This window comes from Streptomyces sp. NPDC008313, assembly GCF_042956125.1.
Lineage (GTDB): Bacteria > Actinomycetota > Actinomycetes > Streptomycetales > Streptomycetaceae > Streptomyces.
This window is the reverse complement of the sequence record NZ_JBIBFR010000039.1, coordinates 1-23,427: the sequence shown is the minus strand read 5'-3', so window position 1 is coordinate 23,427 and position 23,427 is coordinate 1. Positions and strand designations below refer to the sequence as shown.

19 protein-coding genes and 3 pseudogenes are annotated in these 23,427 nt (G+C 68.9%); 6 read left to right on the top strand and 16 right to left on the bottom strand.

Annotated features, from left to right (window positions below):
• Nucleotides 1–674: 674 nt before the first annotated feature.
• The 4 genes from ACFY93_RS33060 to ACFY93_RS33045 all read right to left on the bottom strand — a co-directional run bounded on the left by ACFY93_RS33060 (nt 675) and on the right by ACFY93_RS33045 (nt 5,123).
• Nucleotides 675–1,343: a CBS domain-containing protein gene (locus ACFY93_RS33060; protein ID WP_391365613.1), complete on the bottom strand. Its 669-nt coding sequence runs from the start codon at nt 1,341–1,343 to the stop codon at nt 675–677.
• Between the two features lie 605 nt (nt 1,344–1,948).
• A complete protein-coding gene (locus ACFY93_RS33055; RefSeq protein ID WP_391365612.1) occupies nt 1,949–3,397 on the bottom strand; it encodes a non-reducing end alpha-L-arabinofuranosidase family hydrolase in 1,449 nt (482 codons plus the stop codon).
• A gap of 517 nt (nt 3,398–3,914) precedes the next feature.
• Complete coding sequence (locus ACFY93_RS33050) at nt 3,915–4,304, bottom strand: Rid family hydrolase (protein WP_391365611.1); 390 nt, start codon at nt 4,302–4,304, stop codon at nt 3,915–3,917.
• A gap of 9 nt (nt 4,305–4,313) precedes the next feature.
• Nucleotides 4,314–5,123 (bottom strand): NAD(P)-binding domain-containing protein, encoded by an 810-nt coding sequence (locus ACFY93_RS33045; RefSeq protein ID WP_391365610.1) that lies wholly within the window; start codon nt 5,121–5,123, stop codon nt 4,314–4,316.
• A gap of 58 nt (nt 5,124–5,181) precedes the next feature.
• Here ACFY93_RS33045 and ACFY93_RS33040 point away from each other — a divergent pair, with 58 nt between their 5' ends.
• Nucleotides 5,182–6,117 (top strand): LysR substrate-binding domain-containing protein, encoded by a 936-nt coding sequence (locus tag ACFY93_RS33040; RefSeq protein ID WP_391365609.1) that lies wholly within the window; start codon nt 5,182–5,184, stop codon nt 6,115–6,117.
• A gap of 181 nt (nt 6,118–6,298) precedes the next feature.
• On the opposite strand, the gene ACFY93_RS33035 is transcribed toward ACFY93_RS33040, so the two are convergent.
• The 6 genes and pseudogenes from ACFY93_RS33035 to ACFY93_RS33010 all read right to left on the bottom strand — a co-directional run.
• On the bottom strand, nt 6,299–6,952 hold the full coding sequence (locus ACFY93_RS33035; protein WP_391365608.1) for a hypothetical protein: 654 nt from the start codon (nt 6,950–6,952) through the stop codon (nt 6,299–6,301).
• 175 nt (nt 6,953–7,127) lie between these two features.
• Nucleotides 7,128–7,817 (bottom strand): peptidoglycan DD-metalloendopeptidase family protein, encoded by a 690-nt coding sequence (locus ACFY93_RS33030; protein ID WP_391365607.1) that lies wholly within the window; start codon nt 7,815–7,817, stop codon nt 7,128–7,130.
• A 27-nt stretch (nt 7,818–7,844) separates the two neighbouring features.
• Nucleotides 7,845–9,008 (bottom strand): peptidoglycan-binding protein, encoded by a 1,164-nt coding sequence (locus tag ACFY93_RS33025; RefSeq protein ID WP_391365606.1) that lies wholly within the window; start codon nt 9,006–9,008, stop codon nt 7,845–7,847.
• 221 nt (nt 9,009–9,229) lie between these two features.
• Entirely contained in the window at nt 9,230–9,799 is a 570-nt protein-coding gene (locus ACFY93_RS33020; protein WP_391365605.1) for a GH25 family lysozyme, read from the bottom strand.
• A 356-nt stretch (nt 9,800–10,155) separates the two neighbouring features.
• On the bottom strand, nt 10,156–12,075 hold the full coding sequence (locus ACFY93_RS33015; RefSeq protein WP_391365604.1) for an ATP-binding cassette domain-containing protein: 1,920 nt from the start codon (nt 12,073–12,075) through the stop codon (nt 10,156–10,158).
• Between the two features lie 62 nt (nt 12,076–12,137).
• Nucleotides 12,138–12,409: pseudogene (locus ACFY93_RS33010) on the bottom strand (hypothetical protein); the annotation flags it as partial.
• A 79-nt stretch (nt 12,410–12,488) separates the two neighbouring features.
• Here ACFY93_RS33010 and ACFY93_RS33005 point away from each other — a divergent pair.
• Together ACFY93_RS33005 and ACFY93_RS33000 are read left to right on the top strand one after the other, a co-directional pair.
• Entirely contained in the window at nt 12,489–13,958 is a 1,470-nt protein-coding gene (locus ACFY93_RS33005) for an amidase (protein WP_391365603.1), read from the top strand.
• Between the two features lie 266 nt (nt 13,959–14,224).
• Nucleotides 14,225–14,821 (top strand): DUF664 domain-containing protein, encoded by a 597-nt coding sequence (locus tag ACFY93_RS33000; RefSeq protein WP_391365602.1) that lies wholly within the window; start codon nt 14,225–14,227, stop codon nt 14,819–14,821.
• Nucleotides 14,822–15,056: 235 nt separating this feature from the next.
• On the opposite strand, the gene ACFY93_RS32995 is transcribed toward ACFY93_RS33000, so the two are convergent.
• The gene (locus ACFY93_RS32995) at nt 15,057–16,247 is read right to left on the bottom strand and encodes a SpoIIE family protein phosphatase (RefSeq protein ID WP_391365601.1); all 1,191 of its coding nucleotides are present in this window, start codon (nt 16,245–16,247) and stop codon (nt 15,057–15,059) included.
• Between the two features lie 314 nt (nt 16,248–16,561).
• On the opposite strand from ACFY93_RS32995, the pseudogene ACFY93_RS32990 reads away from it, so the two are divergent.
• Nucleotides 16,562–16,735: pseudogene (locus ACFY93_RS32990) on the top strand (IS5/IS1182 family transposase); the annotation flags it as partial.
• 115 nt (nt 16,736–16,850) lie between these two features.
• Nucleotides 16,851–16,994 (top strand): annotated as a pseudogene (locus ACFY93_RS32985) (IS5/IS1182 family transposase); the annotation flags it as partial.
• Here the strand turns inward: ACFY93_RS32985 and ACFY93_RS32980 are convergent.
• The 3 genes from ACFY93_RS32980 to ACFY93_RS32970 form a co-directional block, all read right to left on the bottom strand.
• Nucleotides 16,975–17,751, bottom strand: a complete 777-nt coding sequence (locus ACFY93_RS32980) for a DUF3626 domain-containing protein (protein WP_391365600.1) — start codon at nt 17,749–17,751, stop codon at nt 16,975–16,977. The pseudogene ACFY93_RS32985 and the gene ACFY93_RS32980 overlap by 20 nt on opposite strands.
• A 458-nt stretch (nt 17,752–18,209) precedes the next feature.
• A complete protein-coding gene (locus ACFY93_RS32975; protein WP_391365599.1) occupies nt 18,210–19,754 on the bottom strand; it encodes an isocitrate lyase/phosphoenolpyruvate mutase family protein in 1,545 nt (514 codons plus the stop codon).
• 249 nt (nt 19,755–20,003) lie between these two features.
• On the bottom strand, nt 20,004–20,822 hold the full coding sequence (locus tag ACFY93_RS32970; RefSeq protein ID WP_391365598.1) for an SDR family NAD(P)-dependent oxidoreductase: 819 nt from the start codon (nt 20,820–20,822) through the stop codon (nt 20,004–20,006).
• Between the two features lie 137 nt (nt 20,823–20,959).
• Here ACFY93_RS32970 and ACFY93_RS32965 point away from each other — a divergent pair, with 137 nt between their 5' ends.
• Complete coding sequence (locus ACFY93_RS32965; protein ID WP_391365624.1) at nt 20,960–21,538, top strand: TetR family transcriptional regulator; 579 nt, start codon at nt 20,960–20,962, stop codon at nt 21,536–21,538.
• 68 nt (nt 21,539–21,606) lie between these two features.
• Here ACFY93_RS32965 and ACFY93_RS32960 read toward each other — a convergent pair whose 3' ends face one another.
• Complete coding sequence (locus ACFY93_RS32960) at nt 21,607–22,962, bottom strand: MFS transporter (protein WP_391365597.1); 1,356 nt, start codon at nt 22,960–22,962, stop codon at nt 21,607–21,609.
• A gap of 156 nt (nt 22,963–23,118) precedes the next feature.
• Entirely contained in the window at nt 23,119–23,358 is a 240-nt protein-coding gene (locus ACFY93_RS32955; RefSeq protein ID WP_391365623.1) for a DUF6221 family protein, read from the bottom strand.
• Between the last annotated feature and the right edge of the window lie 69 nt (nt 23,359–23,427).

The window sequence follows — 23,427 nt, the reverse complement described above, 5'->3', positions numbered from 1 at the left end:
GGAGGCAGCCGCGCGGCGACTGATCACCACGGCCGTGCACCACCCGCGCGCCGCTGCTCAGCAGCGACCGCCTCCGCAAGCAGTCGGCGGGCATGCCGGCCGGGGCGTCGGCGTCCGCCGGATACGGCGAGGGGCTCCACTGGCCGGAGTGGACCGACTGGACGTACGGGGCCCTGCTCGATCGCGCGGCGACCCGGCTGTCCCCCGCCTCACCGTGGACCTCGCCGCCGCCTGGCGCGACACGCCCCGGCGGGAAGCCACCCTGGCATGGCCCGAGCGGACACGCGCCGCCCCGGGGCACCGCACTCTGCCACGCCCGGGCTGAGCGACGGCCTCCCACCTCACCACCCGCGCCCCTGGGGCGTCCGACGCGGACCGTGACGTGGCCGCGCCGGTGGCCGCCACGCAGACCCCCTGGCCGGAAGCCGTCGGGATGGGCACGAGCAGCTCGCTGCGAACGGCGGCCGCCCAGGCGCCGGCGACCATTCGCCCGCTCGCAGACAGTCGGGCCCCGGTCCTTCGCCGCCCCTGCATGGAGCCGTACCAGGACCTGCCCGGTCGGATCACGTCGCAGAAGACCGACGGCGGCCGGCCGGGGCGGAGCGGTGCGGTGCGGTGCGGGTGAGCGGGGGGCTCGTGCGTGCCGGCTGCCGCACGTCCAGGACGGCCGGCGCTCACTGTCCGGCGCCGTCGACTCCCCGGTTCGGCGGGACCGCCGAAGGGGGGCCGTGCCGGGCGGTGCGGTCGGCGGAGTCGTCGCGGCCGGCCTCAAGGCGGTTCACCACGTCCACCACGCCATCGACACCGTCGCACAACCGTACGACGACCGGGATCAGACTCTCGCGCTCCACCGTGCCACTGAGCGTGACCCTGCCTTCGCTGACCTCTACCGTCAGCGCCGAAGGCGGCAGACCCAGAGTGCGTACGAGGATGTCCTCGAGGATCTCCTCCTGGATCGCGCGGTCCCGGCGAAGGAACAGCCGCACGAGGTCGCTGCGGCTGACCACACCGATCAGCCGCCCCTCGCCGTCCACGACGGGCAGGCGCTTGACGGCGTGCCGCTCCATCGTCCGCGCGGCACGCACAGCGTCCCACTCGGGCCCGGCGGTCACGGCGGGGCTCGTCATCAGATCCTCCGCCGTGTTCCCCCGTCCGACGGCCGTCTGCTTGCGCAGCAGGTCCGCCTCGGACACCACCCCGACAGGCCGGTCCTGTTCGTCGACCACGGGAACGGCGGTGATGTCGTACTCGTCGAGAACGTGTGCGATCTCCTTGAACGGCGTGCCCGGCCGCACACTCACCGCGGTGGGCGTCATCAGATCGCCCACGCTGCGTCCTCTCATCGTTCAGCCGCCCTTTCATGCCCGCGGACCCTTGCCTGGCACACGCGGACCGGTGCTACGGCCCTCATGCACACGCGGACCGGTGCTCCAACCCTGCCGAGCAGAGGCCGGCGCGCGCCCGGACCGCCGAGTGCGTGATGTGCCTCTCCATCTTCTCGCGCCCCAGGCCGGCACTCACGGTGAGCATGCCTCAGGAGCAGCAGACCACCGCGACAGCGCGCCGCCGACCCCCTCTCTCGCACGGAAAGTGGTCGGCAGTGGCTCTCCGGGTGTGGACGCCGGGTGTGAACGACACTGCCTGCCGCCGTCCGCGGGCGAAGCAGACGTGAGCGACAGCAGATGAGCGGGGCTCCCGGCCGCGAGGTCGGGGCCGGGAACCCCTGGGCATCTCCTTCGTTCGACGGCCTCCCGCACTCGCCGCACCGCCATCCGGCTGAGGCATCGTTGCCCCTCGGTGCTGCCCCCCTCCGCACAGCTTGGAAGCTTTCGAAGAGGCGGCCGCACCCGATGGACACCGGTCAGAGAGTGGATCGCCCAGGCCGTGAACAGCTCACGTACACGCCGGAAGGCCGAGCCACATCACGGTCACCGTGTATCAGGCGGGTTCAGCGCTGGAGGGTGAGCACGCCCGGCCGCCACGGCAGTTGGTCGTAGGGGCCGCTCGCGGACGGGGACTTGCCCTGGTAGAGGAATTGCATGTTGCAGGGGTCGATGGTCATCGTCTGGTCGGGGTTGCTGCGGACCAGGTCACCGTGGCTGATGTCGTTGGTCCAGGTGGCACCGCTGTTCACCTTGCCCGCGAAGGGGTTGCTCTCGCTGCTCGCCTGCGGCGTCCACGAACCGCTCAGGCTGGACGCCGTGAACGAGCGGAAGTAGCGCCCGTTCGCACCCATCGCCTCGACGATCATGAGGTACTGGTTCTGACCCTGCACCTTGTACACCTGCACGGCCTCGAAAAGGTTGTTGGTCGAGTCACTCATGATCGTCGTGTACGAAGAGCCGAAGCTGCCCGGGAAGTTCCCGATCGGCATGCTCGCCCGGTAGATCTTGCCGTTGTCTCCGGCGAAGAACAGGTACATGTTCTGGCCGTCGGCGATGAGGGTCTGGTCGATCGGTCCGGTGCCGGAGCCGGAGATGCTGCCGGTGAACAGCGGCTGCGGCGAGGACCAGCCGTTGGCGTTGGTGGGGTCGCTCGAAGTGCGGTAGACAAAGGCCGACGCGCCCCACTGGTACGCCAGCACCCAGATGTTCTTGGGCGCGAAGTAGAACAGCGTGGGCGCCACGGCGGCCTGGCTCATCCCGGTCTGACCGGCCGACGCCATGTCCGACCAGTTGGTGAAGGGCCTGAACGTCATCGAGCCGTACGACGATCCCGACACGTTCGACGCGTAGACCAGGTGCTTGCCGTTGTACGTCACGCTGGTGAAGTCCTTCAGCGCCGCCCACCCGTTCGCCGGCTGCGCCAACGCACCGGTCGAGGTCCACCGGTACGTCGACGGAAGAGAACATGTGCCGTCCCCCGGCGGGGTCGACGTCCCGGACAGGCCGGTCCACTTCTGGTTGCTGCCGCCGTTGCACGTCCAGACCTCCACCGCCGTGCCGTTGGCCGTGCCGGAGCCCGTGACGTCCAGGCACAAGCCGGACTCCACTCCGACGACCGTGCCGTCGGAGTTCACCCGCCACTGCTGGTTCGCACCGCCGGAGCAGGTCCAGATCTGCACCCGGGTGCCGGCCGTGGTCGCGTGGCCCGGTACGTCCAGGCACTTGTTGCCGTACACGGTCAGCTGGTTGCTGTCCGTCAGTGTCCACTGCTGGTTCGTCCCGCCCCAGCAGTCGTAGATCTGGAGGTTCGTGCCGTTGGTCTGGTCGGCGCCCGGCACATCGAGACACCGGCCCGAAGCTGTTCCGCGCAAGGCGCCAGTGCTGGCCGCCTGAGCCGGGCCGGCGACAAGCATCGCCGCCAACGCGACCAGAGTCGCGACCACAGCGGTGGTTGCCACCGACAGGCGTCCGCGACTGGGACTACTGGGATTACTGGGACTTCTAGTAAGCATGGAGACCTCGTCATTCTTGAGTGAACGGTTCCGGCCTGCCCCGTCAGAGAGCTGCCCGGACGGTCAGACGGGTGCTCGCGGCGCGCGACACTGGGGAGAAGAAGTTGAGGGGTACATGACATGTCCATCACGGCGCACGCTCCTTCCGGCCGACTGTGCGAGTGAGGGCTCCCATGAGGCAGCGCGCCCCGGGGGCACCCTGCCGGGCGCGAGGCTGCACCCAGCATGTTCGGTGGGTCGAACAGACATCGAAATGTCGGTCACCTGGATGATAGGAACTCAGCGGAGGGCGTCAATAGTTTTCGCATGATTCGCAGGCAGGACCGAAACATTCGGCGGGCCGCTTCGATGCCACGCGTAGGTCGGACGGGTCGGAGGGTCCGGTCATCATGCGGTGAGGGCCGGGTTGCGCACGTGGGCGACTGGACGACGGACGGCCTTACGAGTCCACTCCAGGGACCGGTAACGGGAATGGTGCCGTTACCGCTGAAGTGGACTCGTAGGCGGCCGGGCGGAATCACCTGCCCGCCGGGACCGCCGCCACGATCTCGATCTCGATGAGGGCCTCCGGCCGGAACAGGCGCGGCACCTCGAAGGTCATGCTTGTCGGCGGTGTACCGGTGAGGAACGTACGGCGTACGCCGCCGTACTCCTCGATCTTGCCGATGTCCGTGAGATACGTCCGAATGTTGATGACGTCGGCCAGAGTGGCCCCGTGCGCCCCGAGCAGCGCGCCGAGCGCCTCGAACACACCCCGCGACTGTTCGGCGAGGGTGTCGCCCTCCGCGATCTGGCCGGAGACGAACAACAGGGCGCTGCCGTCGGCGTGTTCGACGCGGGCGACCTGGGAGTAGTAGGGACTGAGGGGCTGGGGTGCTGAGGCTGGACTACTCAGGTCGACCTTCACGATGCTCCTTCAGGCAAGGCGTATACGGGCGGCGGCCGCGGAGATGTCCGCGTACGCCAGGGCCGGGTCGGCGGCAGCCTGGCGGTAGTGGTCCAACGCGGCCTCCAGGGCCGGCAGTCGGGCGGTCTCCGTGGCGAGGGCCAGGTCCTTCACGGCGAGCGCCGTGTCGAAGTGCACGCCGTCGGCGAAGGCCCGGGCGACGGCTCCGCCGATCGGGCTGCCGGCGAGGGCGGTGCGTGCGGTGGTCCCGTCCACGCCGAGTGAGTCCGCCAGGCGCAGGGCCTCGGCCACGAGGGCGACCCCGCCGATCACCGCCGCGTTCAGAACGAGTTTGAGGGCGGAGCCGGAGCCGAGGGGTCCGGTGCGGGTGATTCTCCCGAGCCGCCCGAGGATGTGCTCCACACCGTCCGTGTCACCGCCGGCGAGGATGCCGAGTTCCCCGGCCGCCGCCTTGTCCGTGCTGCCCGTGACGGGCGCGTCGACGAGGACGACGGCTCTCCCGAGCCGCTCGGCGAGTTTCCGTACGGCGTCCGGGCCCACCGTCGACATCTCGATCCATCGGGTGCCGGGGCGCAGTGCCGGCACGACGGCGTCCGCGACCGTGTCGAGCGCGGCCGGATCGGCGAGCATCGTGATCACCACGTCGGCTTGGCGGACCGCCCCGGCCGGGTCGGTGGCGAGCGCGGCGCCCAGGTCGACCAGTGGGTCGGCCTTGGCAGGGGTGCGGTTCCACACGGTCAACGAGTGACCCGCGGTGAGGAGTCGGCGTGCCATGGGAGCGCCCATGTGTCCGAGGCCCATGAATGCGATGTGTTCCATGACGTCGACGCTAGGCGGGTCCCTGTCATGCGACAAGCGAGCGTTTAGCATGGTCTCCATGCTCAACTCGCATGTATCGGACGGAACTCCGGATGTCTCCACCGTGTGGCTGCGCGTCTTCCTGGAGGTCGCCCGGCACGGTTCGTTCACGGTGGCAGCGCGGACGCTCGGCTGGACACAGTCCGCGGTGTCCCGGCAGGTCGCTTCGCTGGAGGGGGCGCTGGGCGGCGGTCCGCTGTTCGACCGGCTGCCGCGGGGCGTACGGCTCACGGAGGCCGGCCGGACCCTCGTCCCGCACGCCGAGACGGTCACGCAGGCCCTGCACGATGCCGGGCGTGAACTGTCGGCGCTGCGCGACGTGGCGGGCGGACGGTTGCGGTTCGGCGCGTTCGCCACGGCTGACGCGGCGCTCGTCCCGCACGCCCTTGCCGTATTCCGCGCCCGCCACCCCCGCGTCCGGCTTTTCCGTGAGGAGGGGCTCACCCCTGCGCTCCTGGACCGGTTGGACGCAGGTCACCTCGACCTGGCGGTCGTCTCGCCGACGGGCCGGGCACCGCTGGAGTCGTACGAACTGCACCACCTGCTCGACGAGCCGCTGTACGTCGCCGTCCCCGCGAGCCATCCCCTCGCCACCCGCGGAGGCCCGGTACGGCTCGGCCAACTCGCCGACGCCGACTGGATATCCGGCAGCTCGCGTCCCGAGAGCACCTTGCTGGACGCCGCCCTGCGCCAGGGCTTCAGGCCGCGCATCGCTCATGTCGTCAGGGAATGGACGGCCAAGCAGGGTTACGTCGCCGCCGGTCTCGGCGTCACCCTGGTCCCCGCCCTGGCCGCCGAGTCCGTACGCCCCGACATCGCGCTGCTACCGGTCCCCGACGAGGACGCCCCGGCGCGAGCGGTGTACGCCGCCGCGGCCCGGGGCCGATCCCTGCCCCCGGCTGCTGAGGCCTTCCTCACAGCGCTGCGGGAGGCGACGGCTCATATCCCCGCGTGAGGGCTGTCCCGTAGTCCCCAGCGGGCGGGCGACGACATCTACGGCACCCTGCAGCAGCCGGCGTGGACGGCAAGCTGACGGCCCGGGAGTCCGGCCCCCGCTCCTTCGAGTCCTTTGAGCGGCGGGGCGACAGGGAAGACACAGACGAGGGACTGACGGCGCTGGCGGTTGAAGGATCGGATCAGGCGCTGACCGTGCGCAGGAAGTGGTCCGCGTCCTCCGGCTCGGCCAGTCGGCCCAGTTCCAGCCAGGAGCCGTCTGCGAAGCGGATCCTGAAGGTGGCGAACCCGCGCGGCTGGCCCGCCTCGGCCTCGATACGGGCCTCGCTGAACGGGAACTCCGCGGTGATCCGGAAGTCGTCGGCCTTGGTGGGTGACAGAGTACGGCGCGGTGAAGCGGCCAGGCACAAACGGTCGCCAGTCAGCATCACCAGACGTTTGGGGTTGGGCGAGTGGCCGTACCAGCGCAGCAACAACTGGCCCGCGGTCAGGTTCCAGTCGCCGTCGAAGATGCCCCTGGTGGAGTCGTCGCTGTCGGGGCCGGGGCTGCCGGCCGTACGGTTCCGGGTCGAACCCCCTTCGCCGTGTGAGGGCCCCCGGTCCAGCACGTCGCCGAGCTTGTCGAGCAACATCATCGGCACGACGACGAAGAAGAACAGAACGCCGCCGACGTACAACAGCCAATGGTGCCCCGGCTTCATCCGCCCCTTGCCCGCGGCCCGGTGAACGGACTTGGGAGGTGTGGGGATCGGCTTGCCGATCTCGCACCAGACCAGGGCCACGGTGTCCTCGCCCAGTACCTTCCGGGCCTGCCGCTGCACCTTGCGCTTCACCATGCCCGAAAGCCTAGACGGCCGGACTTCATGCCCTGCCTTGAGGTGACGACAGCCCGCCTCTTGCAGGTCGGGTGCAGCCTCGGGGAGCGATGGTGCGGTTCGAGCTCTCCGATGGGCAGGCCGCAGCGCGGTTGTCTGCGCTCCTGACACGTCGACCATGTTTCGCGAGAGCTACTCACCACGATGGCTTGCGGCAATGGGCGTAGGCGAACGGGCCCGCCGGATGGTCCTCGAAGTGGAGGTGCGGGCCCGTGACCTTGCCGCTCCGGCCGACCTTGCCGATCCTCTGACCCGCTTCGACCTTCTGGCCCGGATGGACTCCTTGCTGCGACAGGTGGCAGTACACGTACACCCGGCCGTTGTCGCCCTGGAGGCCGATCCAGTTGCCGTACGCCCCACCGTTGCCGTTCGACCACTGAATCGTGCCGTTGCGGACAGCGACGACCGAGGTCCCCTCCAGCGCGGCATAGTCGTCACCGGTGTGGTATCCGGCCACGTAGCGCGCATTCTTGACCCCGAAGGGGTAGGTGACATGGTGCTCGGGCACCGGAGAGGCAACCTGGCTGCCGACGCCGTGCCCGCCCGAAGCACCCGACGGCTGCTGCCCGTCGGAACCGACCTCGAAGCCGAACCGGTCACCCAGCTTCTTGAGCGAGCTCTTCCCCGGGACCCCGTCCGCATCCGCGCCTGACAAGCCGAGGTGGCGCTGCCATTTGGCGTATGCGTCCTGGGTGAGTCGGCCGAAGACGCCGGGGCCCGAGCTGAAGTCGAGCCCCACGGCCGCGGCCAGGGCCTTCTGGACCACCAGAACGCTGTCGTTGTGCGCGCCTGGCCGGACTTGGGACAGGAGTACGACCTTGGACATGATGAGCATTCCTTCGGCTTTTGATGATCAGTACCCGCAGGGTCCGCGGGTGGGGTCGAACTGGCAGACACGACCCGCCAGGTTCGATCCGTTGCGGTAGACGCCATAGCGGGCCATCACGTAGTGCATGGCAGCGCAGATGTTGGCGACGCCGTCATAGACGGCGTTCGACGTGCCGGGCTGGTGGTACGCGGCAAACGTCGGCGGGATGACCTGGAGAACGCCGCGCGAGCAGTTGAGCGGATGGCCGTCGCTCTGGCTGGGACCGGTGGCGTTGCTGTCCCAGGCGTTGACCGCGTTGAAGTCGTACGACGACTCACGCTTGGCGGCGACCAGGATGCCTGGCACCCAGTGGGCCTCCGGCACGCCGAGGATTCGGCACGCCTCCTTGGCCGCGGCCGCGGTGCTACCGTCCGGTACGTGACTGAACGTCACTGCCTTGAGCGGGATCGCCGTGTGGCCCGTGGCGCTCTGTGCGGGAGGTGTTGCCTCGTCGTCCGCCTGATGCCTCCCGTCGAAGAAGTCCAGCCCCAAAACGACAAAGCCTTGTCGGCGTCCCAGTTCGGTGAGTGAGTAGCGGCCGAACACGCCGTCGGCGTCGGCGCCGGTCAGGCCGAGCTTGCGCTGGAATGCCGCGACTGCCGCCTTCGTGCGCGGCCCGAACGTCCCCGGGGCAGCGGCGTAGTCAAGCCCTACTTCCGCCGCCAGGGCCGCCTGGACGGTCCGCACCGAGGTGTTGCGTGCCCCGTACACGAGGTGTGAGGCGGTCACCGAGCGCTCGTCGACCGGCAGCGCCGCCCCGGGCCAGATCCAGGCCTCGGAAGGTGTGCCGCCGCGGTGGTCGTCCGGGTCGGCGGTGGGCGGACATCCGTCCTCGAATTTCGGCGCGAAATAGCCGACGACCCTGGGGCTCGTGCGTTCTGTCCGGTGCGAGTAGACGCCGTTTCCCTGGCCGGCGTCCACCGCGCCGGCGACCACGGTGTTGCCGCCCTTGGTGTGGACGTGTGTCGCGTCGAAGCCGGTCACGAGTTCGGTGTGCTTGCCTCCGGAGAGGTTCACCCAGGCCCCTACGGACGGGTATTCGGACCATTCGCCGCGCACGCGCGCCCATTCACTGAAAGCGGTGACATTGTCGGTCTTGGGTACGATGCGCTCAAGGCTCACGTCCGCGTACATGTCCCAGTCGAACATGACGCACCATGACTCTCCATTTTCCCCGAATTGCTCCCCGAATTGCGTCCGGTTGTTGTATCCAGTCCCTGGCACATTCGTCTCGTAGACGCCCTCTGGAACACTCTGGATGTGATCCACGAGTTGTCGCCACTGTGGTACTGCCATGGTCGTCCCACCTTCCGAATCCAGCAGCCGGCATCGGCACGGCACTGTTCGGCGGCTTCAGGAGCTTTCGAGCTTCAACCGGACGGAGTCAGTTGCCGGTGCTCGGACCAGGCACGCAGTGTCATCTGGTCCTTGAAATTCGCGACGTTCGTATCGACCGGGTGGTCGGTGAACTGGTGGAACATCCACGGGTGCTCGATGTCGGGCCGACCGGGATGGCCGTTGTACTGGGCAATCCAGAGGCCGTCTCCGGCGAAGGACGTACTGTCACGGTGCAGCCAGAATTCCCGGTTGCAGTAAAGCACCGTCTTGTGCCCGGGCGCCTTTTGCTGTACCCGCTTGATCCAGTTGTCCTTGAACGCGTTCGAGACGCTGTGGTCCTCCCAGTCGAGGGCGAGAATATCACCCTCAGCCAAGTTGATCCGGGAAAGGAAGAAGTCGGCTTGAGCTTCGAAGGGCCCAGGGCGGGCGAAATGGTAGAAGCCTGTCACCATTCCGGCGTCTCGTGCGGTCTTGCGCTGAGCGACCCACTTGGAGTTCGTGAAGGTAGTCCCTTCGGTGATTTTGATGAAGACGAATTCGAATCCATCGGTGCGGTAGTTCTCCGGCTGGAACGAAGAGACATCGATGCCTTGTATCGTCATGATCAGCTCCTCAGGATGCGACGCGAGAGCCCCTCGTGCTCCCCGCGCATGGTGCCCTTCTTGGAGAGATGGCCTCCGGCCCGGTTCGGACAGGCGTGTTCTGAGGTGGCTGCCGGCGCAGACTCGTACGCGTGCGCCGATTCACGGAATCCGCCCTGATCTGCCCTACCTGCACTGATGGAGGGGTGAAGGGGGACTTCCCGCACCAGTCACGCTCCATGTCCCATTTTACCGCTGGGCTCGAGAACGTCACCGGCGCGCATCCCCACTACGAGAAGCGCCCCGCGGGTGGCGGCTTCGTACCGGGTCGCGACACGGGTGAACGCCGCTGGTCAGGATGACCGTACCTGACTTGGTCACGTGGGCCAGGTGCTCGTGCGGGCGTCCAACGTCGTCATGCGGCTTCCCGTCGGTGACGGATCGGCCGGCCCGGGCACGTCGCCAGAACCGGCCTTCGGGACCGGGCGTCCGGAGGCGGACTCGGGGCTCTCGCCGAGGAAGCCGCCCGACTGGTGCTGCCACAACTTGGCATAGGCACCGTTCGCTGCGAGCAACTCCTCGTGGGCACCCTGCTCGACGACGCGTCCGCGGTCGAGGACGACGAGACGGTCCATCCCGGCTACCGTGCTCAGACGGTGGGCGACCACGAGGGCCGTGCGTCCGTCCATCAACCGCCACAGGGCGTCCTGGACGAGGAGCTCACTCTCCGAGTCCAGCGCGCTGGTCGCCTCGTCGAGCAGCAGGATGGGTGCGTCGCGCAGGATGGCCCTGGCGAGGGCGACGCGCCGGCGCTGGCCGCCGGAGAGTTTCACTCCCCGCTCCCCCACCATGGTGCCGAAGCCGTCGGGGAGTTGATCGGCGAACTCCGTGACGTGTGCGGCGGCGGCCGCGGCGTGGATGTCCTCGTCGGTGGCGCCGGGCCGGGCGAAGGCGATGTTGTCCCGCAGACTGCGGTGGAACATGGCAGGTTCCTGCGGGACGTAGGCGATCAGTGAGCGCAGGTCGGTCTGACGCAGTCGGCTGATGTCCTGATCGCCGATCAGGATGTGTCCGTCGTCGATGTCCGACATCCGCAGCAGGAGTCGGGTCAGTGTGGTCTTGCCGCCGCCGGACCTGCCGACCAGACCGATCCGTGTGCCCGCCGGCACGTCCAGGTGGAGTCCCCGGAAGAGCGGCTTCGCGCCCGCGTGGGCGAAGGTCACCGTCTCGAAGCGGATGCCGGTGTCCCGCGGTGCGAGCGGTTCGGGTTCCGTCGGATCGAGGACGGTGGGCGGTTCCTGCAGCAACTGCGTGAACTGCGCGGCCTCGGTCAGCGAGCTTTCCAGACGCCGGTAGATCTGGTTGAACTCGAACATGATCTGGGTGGCGTTGGAGTAGTAGGTGAAAGCGACGACGATCTCCTCCACGCCCTGGCCCGGGCCACCGAAGGCGATGGCGACCAGCAGGCCCAGCACGTTGGTCAAGACGGACATGGGGGCAATCAGGGTGTCGACGCGCAGATTGCCGTAGTCCCACGACCTCAGCGTCAGGCGCCGGGATTCCGCGACGCGGCTGCGGTGTTCGTGGGCTTCCAGTCTTTCGGCCGCGAACGCGCGGATGGTCTCCATGTTCATGAGGCTGTCGGCGACGTGCCCGGAGACCTTGGCGATCGCCGCCTCACGTTCGTCGACGAGTCTCTGCCGCCGGCGGATCAGAGGTGTCGCGGCCGCCACGGTCAAGACGATCATCACCAGGAGACCGACGACGAGCATCGGTTCGTAGTGCAGCAGCACGGCGGCACCGAACACCAGGGGGACGAGGCTGCCCACGATCCGGTAGGTCACCGTGTCGACGAAGTCTTCGAAGCGCTTGCCGAAGCTCAGCACCCGTTTCGTCAGGGAGCCGGCGAAGTTGTCGTGGAAGAACGCCGCGTCCTTGGCGAGGAGTTCATCCATGCCGTCCGCGTACAGGTGTTCCATACCGAGGGCGTCCACGCGGTTGAGGCAGTGCTGCCCGACCCGCCACAGGGCTTCGGCGAGCAACAGCGTCACGCCGAAGCCCAGCACGTACGGCAGCGCCGAGCCGAGCGTCAGACCGCCGTCACCCGCGGCCTGTCCTGCCAGTTTGGCGATCAGCAGAGGAGCGACGTAGCGGATGCCGATGTTGCCCACGGCCGGCAGCAGCAGTGCGGGCAGGGCCAGCCGTCGTAGTCGCAGCAGTTCCCGGCCGTAGCGGCGCAGCGCGAGAACGACCGCGCCCCTGCCTGGCGTCGGCCCTCGCGTGTCTGTTGTTCCCATCACACTCCCGCAGATTCGGCAGTCTGGAGTGTCCCGTCGGGAGAGGGCCTCAGTCCAGGCATTTACCGCGGACCGGAGAGAACCGGACACCACTGACTGTAGGCCGCAGCCGCCTCGGGACGTTCGACGAGCCGCCGGCGTTCGAAGCGGGCTCCGGCACGGACGAGGGCGCCGAGGTGAGGCGCGTTCGCGGCCGACACCTGGCCTGTGCGGTCTCGTCGAGCTTGAGGACCATCGCCGAGGCTGCGGCGCGGGAACCGGCGCCGCGGGTGACTTTCGTCCGCAGCCGGACGGTGGTGAACGTGAAGTCGATCCGATTCGTGGTCCGCAGATGAGATAAGCAGGAAGACACTCGCCCTGTTGTGCGAGGCGGCATTTCGTGCCCTCTCCCATTGGCCCCTACGGTCGGATTCATGGACGGGAATTTCTGGACGGCCGGCCAACTCGCGGCCGCATTGCGTGCCGGTGATGTGACTTCGGCGGAACTGACCGACGAGGCGATAGCCCGTATCGAACGGGACGACGATGCGATCAACGCGATCTGTGTGCCGGACTTCGACCGTGCACGGGCCGCCGCGCGCGGCGCCGACCTGGCGCGTGCCCGCGGTGAGGACCGGCCCCTGCTGGGCATTCCGGTGACGGTCAAGGAGTCGTACGACATTGCGGGGCTGCCCACGACCTGGGGCATGCCGCCGCACCGGAACTTCCTCCCGGCCGAGGACGCGGTGCAGGTGTCGCGGCTCAAGTCCGCGGGCGCGGTGGTGCTCGGCAAGACCAATGTGCCCCAGGGACTGCAAGACGTGCAGACCTTCAACGAGATCTACGGCACCACCAACAACCCGTGGGACCACCGTCGTACGTCGGGCGGATCCTCCGGCGGCTCGGCGGCGGCCCTGGCATCCGGATTCGGCGCGCTGTCCATCGGCTCCGACCTCGCCGGTTCGTTGCGCACCCCCGCGCACTTCTGCGGCATCTACGCGCACAAGCCGACGCTCGGTCTGGCGGCGATGCGCGGCATGGTTCCACCGCCCGGGCCGGCCCTGCCGGCCGAGCACGACCTCGCCGTCGTCGGTCCGATGGCGCGCACCGCCCGCGACCTCACGCTCCTGCTCGAGGTCATGGCCGGACCGGATCCGCTGACGTTCGGCGTGGCACACGATGTGACGCTGCCGCCGGCGCGCCACGAACGGCTCAGCGACTTCCGGGTCCTGGTCCTCGACGACCATCCGCTCCTTCCGACCGGATCCGCCGTGCGGGCGGGCGTGGGCAGGGTCGCCGACGCGCTCGTCGACAGCGGTGCCCGCGTCGAGCGGGACAGTCCGCTGCTGCCCGATCTGGCCGAAGCCGCGGTGCTCTACACGCAGCTCCTGTTCTCGGGCTCCGTGGCACGATTCCCCGTGGAAGCGTACGAGCAGTTGCAGGCCCGCGCCGCCGGGCTGAGCGTGGACGACCAGGGTCTTGATGCGGCGCGGCTGCGCGGCATGGTGCTCAGCCACCGCGACTGGATCGAGGCGAACGGCCTGCGCGAGCTCCACCGCCATGGCTGGCGGCGGTTGTTCGCCGAGTTCGACGCCGTGGTGTGTCCCATCACGCCCACTCCCGCGTTCCCGCACGATCACAACCCCGACCTGCTGAGGCGTCGGATCGACATCGACGGCGTCGGGTACCCGTACTTCGACCAGCTCGTCTGGGCCGGTCTGGCCACGATGCCCGGCCTCCCCGCCACCGCTGTGCCAGCGGGCCGGTCGCCCGAGGGTCTGCCGGTGGGAGTGCAGCTCATCGGTCCGATGTTCGAGGACCGCACCCCGCTGCGGCTGGCCGAATTGCTTGAACAGGAGATCGGCGGCTTCCAGGCACCGAAGCAGGCAGTAAGCAGTAGGTAGTAAGCAGTAGGTGATTACTGGAAGATCTCGTCGGGTCTGCCGGCGCTGCGGCGGGCGAATTCCTCAATGCCTGCGGTCGTCCTGGCGTCTGGGCCGGACCTCGACGTGGGGCTCGGTCTTATGGCTGTGCGACTTTCACGGGGAGTCATTTCGAGGGGACTTGAAAAAGGCGTTTCACTGCGTCGGACAAGCCCAATGTCAGTGGCACTTGATGTCACTGCCGACGTCAGTGCCGGGTGTCAGTGCCGTGTGGAAGACTGCCCGGCATGATCGAACCGGACCCGAAAGCGGACCTTCTCCGATACCTGCAAGAGGCGCGCGATGCCCTGGTGTGGAAGCTCGACGGGCTCGCGGAGTACGACATCCGCCGCCCGCTGACCCCTACGGGCACGAACCTGTTGGGGCTGGTCAAGCACGTCGCCGGTGTGGAACTGGGCTACTTCGGCGACACGTTCGGACGGCCGTTCTTCGACGAGGACCCGCCGCCCTGGTGGTATACCGAGGAGCCAGAATCCAACTCGGACATGTGGGCCACCGCGGACGAGTCACGGGAACAGATCGTCGGGCTGTATCGGCAGGCGTGGAAACACTCCGACCGCACGATCGCGACGCTGGCGCTTGAGGCCACAGGGCACGTCCCGTGGTGGCCGGAGGAACGACGAGAGGTGACACTGCACCACATCCTGGTGCGCGTGATCTCCGATACTCAGCGGCATGCCGGCCACGCCGACATCGTGCGAGAGCTGATCGACGGATCCGTCGGGTTTCTGCAAGGCAAGGACGACATGGCGCCGGGGGATCAATCATGGTGGGAGGGTCACCGGAATCGACTGGAGCGCGTGGCCCGGGAAGTCAACGGCTGATGCGGGGCAGCCGCCGCGCATCCAGTCCTTGCTCGACACCGGTCGGCCGGCGTCGCATTCCTTCATGAGGGTGACGGGGGTGATGTCCGTTTCGGCGGCGCACACGTCGCGTAGCGGGTGGCGACGGCGAAGAAGTCTTTGCAGCGGTCGGTAGTGCGCTCTGGTCGAGGCCTTCGGGAGTGACGCGGTGCGTTCGAGGTCACGGCGGTGTCATGTGGCCGCCCGCTGCGGCTCGTCACTGCGGGTCCTGTCCGATGTCGTCCGGTCTGCGTCGTTTGCCGTGCCAGTCCAGTATCAGGACCGTGGCGTCGTCCTTGAGGTTACCGTGGCAGGCATCGAGCACCGCGGCGGTCAGGCTTCGGACGGCTTCCCTCGGATGCAGCGGGCGGGTGTCACGGGCGAGCGCGGCCAGATCGACGGCTGCGGCACTGCGCTCCTGCATGCCGTCAGTGAGCAGGACGAGACGGTCGCCGGGCCGCAGTTGCAGTTCCTGCAGGCGGTAGGGGGTCGGCGCCGCCACGCCGAACGGCAGGTTGACGGCGAGTCGGACCTCTTCGACGGTGCCGTCGCGCAGCAGCAGTGGCCGGGGATGGCCGGCGTTGACCAGTTCGCAGCGGCCTGTTTCGAGGTTGACGCACAGCAGTTGTCCGGTGGCCAGGCCGCGGCTGTGACTCAGCAGGGCCTGGTGTGCGTGGTTGGCTTGTATAAGGGCGTCACAGCCGCTGCGGCGTGCCCGTCTCAGCGCGCCGACCAGCAGCGTGGCCAGCAGGGCCGAGTTCGTGTCGTGACCCATGGCGTCGGTGACGGACAGGTGCAGGGTGTCTTGATCGAGCGTGTAGTCGTAGGTGTCGCCGCCGATGTCGTCGGCCGGCACCAGTCCGGCGGCGAGGGTGAACTGGGCCGCTTCGCAGCAAGGGGCCGAGGGAAGAAGTTGGTGCTGGATTTCCGCGGCCAGGCTGGTCTCTGTGGTGCGCCGGCCCAGGTGGTAGCGGTCGGTGAAGCGGCGGTCCGTGACGATGATGTAGGCGAGCGCGTGGGCCGCGTCGCTGACCTGCCGGAGCACGGTGTCGTCGGCTGACTGCAGAGTCGCCTCCAGCACGCCGATGCAGTCGCCGCGGTTGGTGACCGGTGTGATGACGCGCCGTCCGCCCAGGTGGTCCGGTTCCACATGCTGGCGCTGGCTCTGCAGCACACGGTCGTAGACGCTGCCCTGCAGGTCGATCGGCTCGTCGGAGTCCGCGGAGTCATCGTCGGCCGCGGTGAGCCGTACCAGCCGCTGACCGACGAGGTCGACGAACAGGAAGGACACACGCTCCGCACCGAACCGCTTCTGCAGATCATGCGCCACCACATCGACGGACTCACCAGGCGGCGCCGCCTCCGCAGCGGCCAGCACCTCGCCCAGTTCCACATCTCCACCCTTCACAGCAACCTCCCATTCGTTGCCGCATCTTCTTCCCCCGAGTTTCCGCAACATCACCCGAAGCGCCCTTCTTCCTGGTCAGGGCAGTGAGCCGGGCCGCTGCCGGGGAAGCTCGCGTGGCACTGGTGGGCGCACCGGAACTGCACTGCCGGCCTCGCCCGACGTGGTGACGGTCGGCGCGACGCTGGGTGATGGGTGATGGGTGGTGGGCAGTGGGTAGTGGGTGAGACCTCAAGGCGCTCGGTCACCCGGCGCAGGCGCCAACGGTCCTCGACCGCACAGCGGACCGGTTGTCCCGCGACGAGTGGTGCGGTTGTTGCGTTCGGCGCCAGCTCCCGCCGGTCTTCGGACCGGCCTGGCCCACGGTCTACCGACGCTTCGCTCAGTGGAGCCGGGAGCGGGTCTGGGCCCGGCTCTATCGGGTCGTGCTCGATGAACTTGGTGCCCGGGGTGAGCTTGACTGGTCGCGGTGCGCGATCGACTCGGTCGCGTCCGGGCTGCCGCTGGCTCCACCCCCGCTACGAACGCCAAGCCGGACACTTCCTCGCCTTCGTCGGGATAGCCGCCGCCCTGATCAGCTTCCGTCGACTGAGATGACCGAGCGAGGTGCAGTTCGCCAGGCCGGTGGCACTGGTGCGGCGCCGGGGTGGCGACGTCCAGCGTGGCCTACCGAGGCGGTTGCGGCTCGAGAACCGGGTCCTGCTGGTGGCGACGTACTGGCGCACGAACCTTACATTGCGGCAGGTGGCCAGGAACTCCACTGACCATGAGGTGGGGTGCCGAAGCGCGCCAAGCAGTGCCAGACCTTCTTGAGCGCCTGCGCGTCGTGATGGCCTGTGCGGGCGGCCCTGCCGATCACCCAGGGGTCCAGGCATCCGTCGACCGAGATCTTGGCGCCAAGGTCGACGTATTCCTGACCGCGATAGTCAGGGTGTTGCCGCAAATGTTCCACGGTCAGCCGGAAGCCTGGATGCCATTCGATCGGACACGGGAGGCAGCGGGCCGCCTCCTCCACGTCCGTGCCACGGTAGCTGGGGTCCAGGACCAATGCCTCGACGTCCCGGTCGAATCTGACGGATCCGTGCACGTGAGCCTCAATGTGTCCGTCCAGGGCGTCCAGCCCGTCGGCCTCGGCCATTCCGATGAGGTCGAAGCGGGATGCCACAGCGAAGGCTGCGGGTTCCGTCGAGCTGTCCGGGTAGCAGAATGTCGCGCGTTCGAGAGTGTCGGTCGTGAGCCGGAAATAGGAGGAGCCGAATCGAGGCGCCCCGCCGACTGGCGAGTACTGGTGGTTCAACGCCCCGTAGACCGGGCGCTCGTGTGCTGCGGCGTGATCGTACGCGCCGCCGAAGATGCGACTCTCCCAGCGCCACCGATCTCCGCCCGGATACGAAGTCAGGCCACCGTTGCTGGTGCCGGTCACGAACTGCGAATAGTAGGCGCCGTCTTCCGCCATGCGAAGAAGGAGGAGCCGATCACCCGTCAGGCGGTCGGGGTGGAAGTTCATGGTGAGCTTCAGCCCGGGAGCAAGCCGGGATCCCGACGCCCGAGCCGCGACGTGCCGCAAGGCTGTGCGCTGAGGTGACCACGGAGTACCAGCAACCATCCACGCAGTGTGTAGGAACGTCGACGCGCGCCACACGCGAATTTTCCGTCCGGGGCCATTCCTCCCGTGGATACCGGCTGAAGGTTCCGTGGTTGTCGGGGGGGCGAAGCGCCACGCCCGCAGGCCGAGTGAGAGTTCGGCTCGGTCAGGCGGCCATGCCAGGCGACCTCATCGGGTTCGCGCGCCACAGATTCTGGAGTCATGGCTCCAGGACGACCAGGTCGACGGCACACGCCTGTAGCCGCTTCGCGAGTCCGATGAGGTTCTCCAGCGAGCGGCCGAGCCGGTAAAGCTTGGTCAGCACGGTCTGGTCGCCCTCACGGGCGACCGGGAGCGCCTTGTCGGGGTCGGGGCTGCTGTCAGGTTCTGGCGTCGACTGCGTGGAGTGCCGAAAACGCCTGCACCTCGGTGTAGGAGGGAACGCTGAGGTTCGTCGGCCGGGTGTCGCGGATGTCGGTGGCTGTGGTCACGGCCGCCGCCAGAGCTCTGCGGTAGAGCAGCGAGCCGAGGCTGATCCTGCGCACGCCCAGCGCGGCCAGCTCGGTGAGGTTCGGGCCGGCCGGTGCGTACAGGATGTTCAGCGGCACGACAAGGGCCGCTGTCAGGGCGGCGATTCCGTCCGGATCCGACAGGCCCGGTACGAACACCCCGTCCGCACCTGCCTGTTCGTAGACTGCGAGGCGCTCCGCGGTCTGCTCCTCGTGGCATCCGAGCCAGTGGGTGTCGGTGCGCGCGTTCACGAACAGCGCGGGTACGGACGCCTTGACGGCAGCGATCTTCGCGGCGTGCAGCTCAACGGGAGCGAGGGTGCCATCCGCGCGGCCGTCTTCGAGGTTGATCCCCGCAGCGCCGGCGTCGTGCAGCGTTCGAGCGAGCTCGGCCACCTCGTCCGGGTCGTCGCTGAAACCGCCTTCAGCATCGACGGTGAACAGAAAGGCCCCCTGCCCAAGACGGCGGGCCAGCGCCACGGTCGCCTCCGCGGTGGCAGCCGCTCCGTCCGGCAGGCCGAGGCCCGCGGCCACGCCCAGGCTGGTGGTGCCGATCGCGTGGAAGCCCTGTGCCGACAGGGCGGCGGCGGAAGCGTAGTCCCAGGCGTTGGGCAACAGCAACGGGGCGGCCTGATGGTGCAGGTGGGCGAAGGCTGTCAGCGGACGCTGGAGCAGGCCGTCGGCCAGGGCGAGAGCGTGCGCCCTGCCGGGGCAGACCCGGGGCGGGGCGCCGAAGGTGAGCGGCACGGGATGCGAACTCTGTGCGGCCGCCAGGTCCAAGAGCACCACATCGCCCTCGGTGATGTGGTGTCCGGAGACGTGGGTGTCACGGGCGGCGATACGGCGCATGGTGCGTACCGGTGGAGCCTCTCGGAGCACCCTGGCCAGCGGTGCGTCGCCGCCGGCCGCGGCCTCGACCAGGGCAGCCGTCGCCGCGCACGCCTGCACGAGCAGTCCGATGCGGTTGGCGGCGGCCTCCAGTGCGGCCTCGTCCGCGTTCCCTGGCGCCAACCGCTCCGTCAGCCGGGCCACGGCCTCGTCCGCGGCAGGGCCCGCGCCCTCGAAGTACACCTGGGCCACGGCGGTCACCGCCTCCGCGACCTCCTCGGGTTCCGGCATCCCCAGAGCCTCGGCGAGGGCATGGACCACCCGTGACCGGACTTCCCCCTCGGTGCCGGCCGTCACCGCCCTCCGCAGTACGGTGGGCTCCAGCCGGGCGAGTTCTGCCTCCACGAGGGCCCTGCGCCGCCGATGCCGCTCACCGGAACTGAACCGGGCCACGGTGGCCCGCAGCCACGCGACGCTCTCCCCAGCGGGGCCATCTTTCGCGGCCGGCAGTTCCGGGACCAGCGCCGGGTCTGCGAGCGCCGCCCTCACGTCCGCATAGCGACTGAATGTGTGCATCGTCTGCGTCATAGCCCTGACGCTAAGTGCGGAACAGTTCGGCGCTGCCCGAACCATGTCTGCGGCACTGTGACGGGCAGGCCCTCGCTCGCCGAGCCCGTCGGCCTGGTCGCCGATCGCACCAGGGCGGTCTTCCGTCAGGCCCTGCTTGACGACGCGCCTGAACGGCGGGTGAGGCCTGGGGGCTCGGCGCACCCGGCCGGGTGCGCCACCGGCCGGGTTGAGCACCACATCGTTGAGGGGCAGAGGCGGTGGAGGGTTTCATACGGCGTGCTCCCGAAGCGCCGGGGCGTCGGCGGACGGGGACAGGACCTTGCGGGTGACGCGTTCGGCGATGGCGGCGACCATCGTCCGGGGGCGGCGGGGTGTCAGGTGTGCGCCCAGGGCGTTGCCGAGCCCGGGAGTGACGTAGCCGCGGTCGCGGTCCAGTGCGCGCAGTGCGGCGCGCACGACGGGCTGTGGGGTGGTCATGGAGCCGGTGACGGCCGCTTTGCGGGTGCCGATGGTGTCGAAGAATGCGGTCTCGACCGGGCCGGGGCACACAGTGAGGACCCGGAGGCCGCGTCGCCGGTACTCCTGGCGCAGGGCGAGGCCGAAGTTCAGCACGAACGCCTTGGAGGCGCCGTAGACGGCGAAGTAGGGGGACGGCTGGAAGCCGGCGTTGGAGGCGACGTTGACGACCGCGCCGCGGCCGCGCTCCAGCATGCCGGGCAGCAGTTCGTGGGTGAGGTCGACGAGCGCGACGACGTTGACCATCAGCTGATCGTGGTCGCGGGGCCCGGAGATCTCCTCGAATCGGCCGCACGTGCCGAAGCCGGCGTTGTTCACCAGCAGATCGACGTTCAGGCCGAGGGCGGCCAGACGGTGGGCGACGCGGCGGGCCGCGTCCGGCTCGGCGAGGTCCTGGATCAGTACGTGGGCGCGGACGCCGTGCTCGCTGGTCAGGCGCTCGGCAAGGGCGGTGAGCCGGTCGCCGGAGCGCGCTACCAGCACCACGTCGTTCCCGCGGGCGGCGAGCTGCTCGGCGAACTCCGCGCCGAGGCCGGACGACGCTCCGGTGATGAGGGCGGTGTTGTACATGCGAGTTCCTCCAAGGGCCAAGGTATCTGGAATGGACAGTAGCAAGTTCTCGGCGAAATGCAACAGAGTTGTCGTAGATAGCTTGATTTTGCGCCTGTGATGTATCGTGTAGCGGGTTAAGCGGCCTGATGGGAGGCATCGTGGGCGAGAAGGTGGCACAACCGTTGAGGGCGGACGCGGAGCGCAGCGTCCGCGCGATCCTGGAGGCGGCGGAGCGCGTGCTCGCCGCAGAGCCCGGCGCCTCCATGGAACAGATCGCCGCAGCCGCGGGAGTCGCCCGGACGACCATCCACCGGCGGTTCGCCAGCCGGCAGGCGCTGATCGAGACGCTGGCGACGTCCGCGGCCCGCCAGCTCGCCCAAGCGGTGGACGACGGCAGGCCGGACACCGCACCGCCGCTGGTGGCGATGCACCGGATCACAGCCAACGTGCTCCAGGTCAAGGGCGCCTGGGCCTTCGCCCTCGGGTTGCCGGAAGACCCGCACAGCGAGGCCGCCACCCTCCAGCAGGACATCTCCCGCCGCTGCATCGCCGTACTCAAGCGCGCTCAGGACGACAAGCTCATCGACGAAGCGGCCGACCTCGACTGGGTGCGCCGTACCTACTACGCGCTCATCGGAGAGTCCTTGCGCGGCGACTCCGAGGGCGCCGACCCCGACACCCTCGCCGTCCGCATCATCGACACCCTGCTGCACGGCGCCGGCCCGCGCGCCTGAACCGCCCAGCCCGGCGCTCGCAACCTCCGCCGGCACGCGGACGTGCCCGCGGACTCAGTCACCGTTCCTCATCCGGGCGACGTGTCGTCCGCGGCCACCGCTGCGCCTCCGTCGCCTTGCCCGCCGGACTGAGGAAGCGCGGCGGAGGACGGCGGCAGCTCCCGTCCCAGACGTGCGAGCGGCGAGAGAGCCATCACCACCGGGGACAGCATCATGCCTGCGGCCGTCGCAAGGAGACTCGTGCGCAGCCCCCACTCCCCCGCGAGAAATCCGCCGGTCAGAGAACCGAGCGGGGACATTCCCATGCCGACGAACGCGATGGTCGCGGCCGCGCGGCCTTGCATCCCGTCCGGAGTGACGGTCTGCCGGACCGCCATGACCGTGACGCTCACCAACTGGCCCCCGCACCCGAACACGAAGCCGATCACAAGGAGCGCGGGAACCGTCACCGCGGCAGGACCGTGCAGCGCGGGCACGTACAGGAACACGCCGTCGCCCAGTGCCGCCGCGCACACCAGCACGGTGCCATGACCGAACCGGCGCGGCAGGCGGGCGGCCAGCAGCGAGCCCAGGAGCGCGCCCGGTCCCGCCGCAGTGAGCGCCAGCCCGACCACGGCGCCGGACAGGTGCAGCTCCCGCGGCAGAAAGAGCAGGTAGACGGTCATCACGGCCGCGAAGGAGAACTGGAAGGCGGCCGAGGCCAGGCAAACAGCCCGAAGCACGGCATCGCCGGCGACGAAACGCAGGCCCTCATGAACCCGCTGCCAGACCCGAGGGGGATGTTCTGGGAGCTCCGGGACAGGTTCGGCTCGGCGGATCCGCCGGATCGACAGGAACGACAGCGCGAAGAACAGCGCGCTGGAGGCGGCAGCGATCGGCGCCGACAGCAGGGACACCAACGCACCACCGAGAGCGGGCCCACCGATCTGGGCCGCGGACCGGCTGCCCTCGAGCGCGCTGTTGCCTTGCACCAGTCGGTCGCGTTCCACCAGTCGTACGAGAGAAGCCTGGTATGCCACGTCGAAGAACACGGACAGGGCCCCGACGGTGAAGGCGAGCACAAACAGCGCGGCCAGGTCGAGCCAGCCAACGAGGGCGGCCATGGCGGCGGCGCCCAGAGCCAGGGCCCGACCGACGTCCGCGAGCACCATCGTCGTGCGGGCCCGCCACCTGTCCACCCACGCGCCGACAAGGAGCGATAGCAACAGGATCGGCGCCTGCCCCACTGCGCGAAGGACGCCCAGCCGGCCAGGACTGGCGTGGAGTGCGAGGACGGCAAAGAGCGGCAGGATCACCGCACTTGCATGTTCACCGAGCTGAGAGGCTGTCTGGCCCATCCACAGTCTGCGGAAGTCGGCGTCCCGCCACAGGCTTGACGGCACAGGTCGACCGGAATCGGATACAGCGGAGGAAGCGAACGGCACAGGAATCCCTTGTGTTGCCGACAAGGAGGCCCGCCATCGTCACTGGACAGTCCTGTGGTCCGGCCAAGGGCTGTTCCCTACCTGTGGTGCGTGACCCGTCTCACCGAACTTGACGAGTGTCAACGAAGTTTGATCGGCTTGGGTCGGCCCTCGGGTTCAGCTGGCGGAGTCGACGGTGTCAGGCCGCTCGTCGTCGGCAGGCGCCCACTCTTCGCGATATCCCGGGCGATCGGAGTAGGCGGTTGCTGCGAGGACGCGCAGCGACCAGTCGATGCTGTGGCTGTCGTGGTCCTGGGTACGGGCGTGTTCCGGGTCGCGCCAGGCGGCGAGCAAGTCGCGGCGCATGGCGATGGTGCGGGCCGGTGAGTAGTGAACCGCCCCGGGTTCGGTAGAGATCTCAGATTGTGGTGATGAACTGGGGTTTCGTGAGTTCGGTGTAGTAGTTGACTTCGTATTCGACGGGCG

Bases quoted from the DNA above. Each gene is read 5' to 3' on its own strand.
- ACFY93_RS33060 (WP_391365613.1), bottom strand. From the start codon at position 1,343: ATGAGAGGACGCAGCGTGGGCGATCTGATGACGCCCACCGCGGTGAGT.
- ACFY93_RS33055 (WP_391365612.1), bottom strand. From the start codon at position 3,397: ATGCTTACTAGAAGTCCCAGTAATCCCAGTAGTCCCAGTCGCGGACGC.
- ACFY93_RS33045 (WP_391365610.1), bottom strand. From the start codon at position 5,123: ATGGAACACATCGCATTCATGGGCCTCGGACACATGGGCGCTCCCATG.
- ACFY93_RS33040 (WP_391365609.1), top strand. From the start codon at position 5,182: ATGCTCAACTCGCATGTATCGGACGGAACTCCGGATGTCTCCACCGTG.
- ACFY93_RS33035 (WP_391365608.1), bottom strand. From the start codon at position 6,952: ATGGTGAAGCGCAAGGTGCAGCGGCAGGCCCGGAAGGTACTGGGCGAG.
- ACFY93_RS33030 (WP_391365607.1), bottom strand. From the start codon at position 7,817: ATGTCCAAGGTCGTACTCCTGTCCCAAGTCCGGCCAGGCGCGCACAAC.
- ACFY93_RS33025 (WP_391365606.1), bottom strand. From the start codon at position 9,008: ATGTTCGACTGGGACATGTACGCGGACGTGAGCCTTGAGCGCATCGTA.
- ACFY93_RS33020 (WP_391365605.1), bottom strand. From the start codon at position 9,799: ATGACGATACAAGGCATCGATGTCTCTTCGTTCCAGCCGGAGAACTAC.
- ACFY93_RS33015 (WP_391365604.1), bottom strand. From the start codon at position 12,075: ATGGGAACAACAGACACGCGAGGGCCGACGCCAGGCAGGGGCGCGGTC.
- ACFY93_RS33005 (WP_391365603.1), top strand. From the start codon at position 12,489: ATGGACGGGAATTTCTGGACGGCCGGCCAACTCGCGGCCGCATTGCGT.
- ACFY93_RS33000 (WP_391365602.1), top strand. From the start codon at position 14,225: ATGATCGAACCGGACCCGAAAGCGGACCTTCTCCGATACCTGCAAGAG.
- ACFY93_RS32980 (WP_391365600.1), bottom strand. From the start codon at position 17,751: ATGAACTTCCACCCCGACCGCCTGACGGGTGATCGGCTCCTCCTTCTT.
- ACFY93_RS32975 (WP_391365599.1), bottom strand. From the start codon at position 19,754: ATGACGCAGACGATGCACACATTCAGTCGCTATGCGGACGTGAGGGCG.
- ACFY93_RS32970 (WP_391365598.1), bottom strand. From the start codon at position 20,822: ATGTACAACACCGCCCTCATCACCGGAGCGTCGTCCGGCCTCGGCGCG.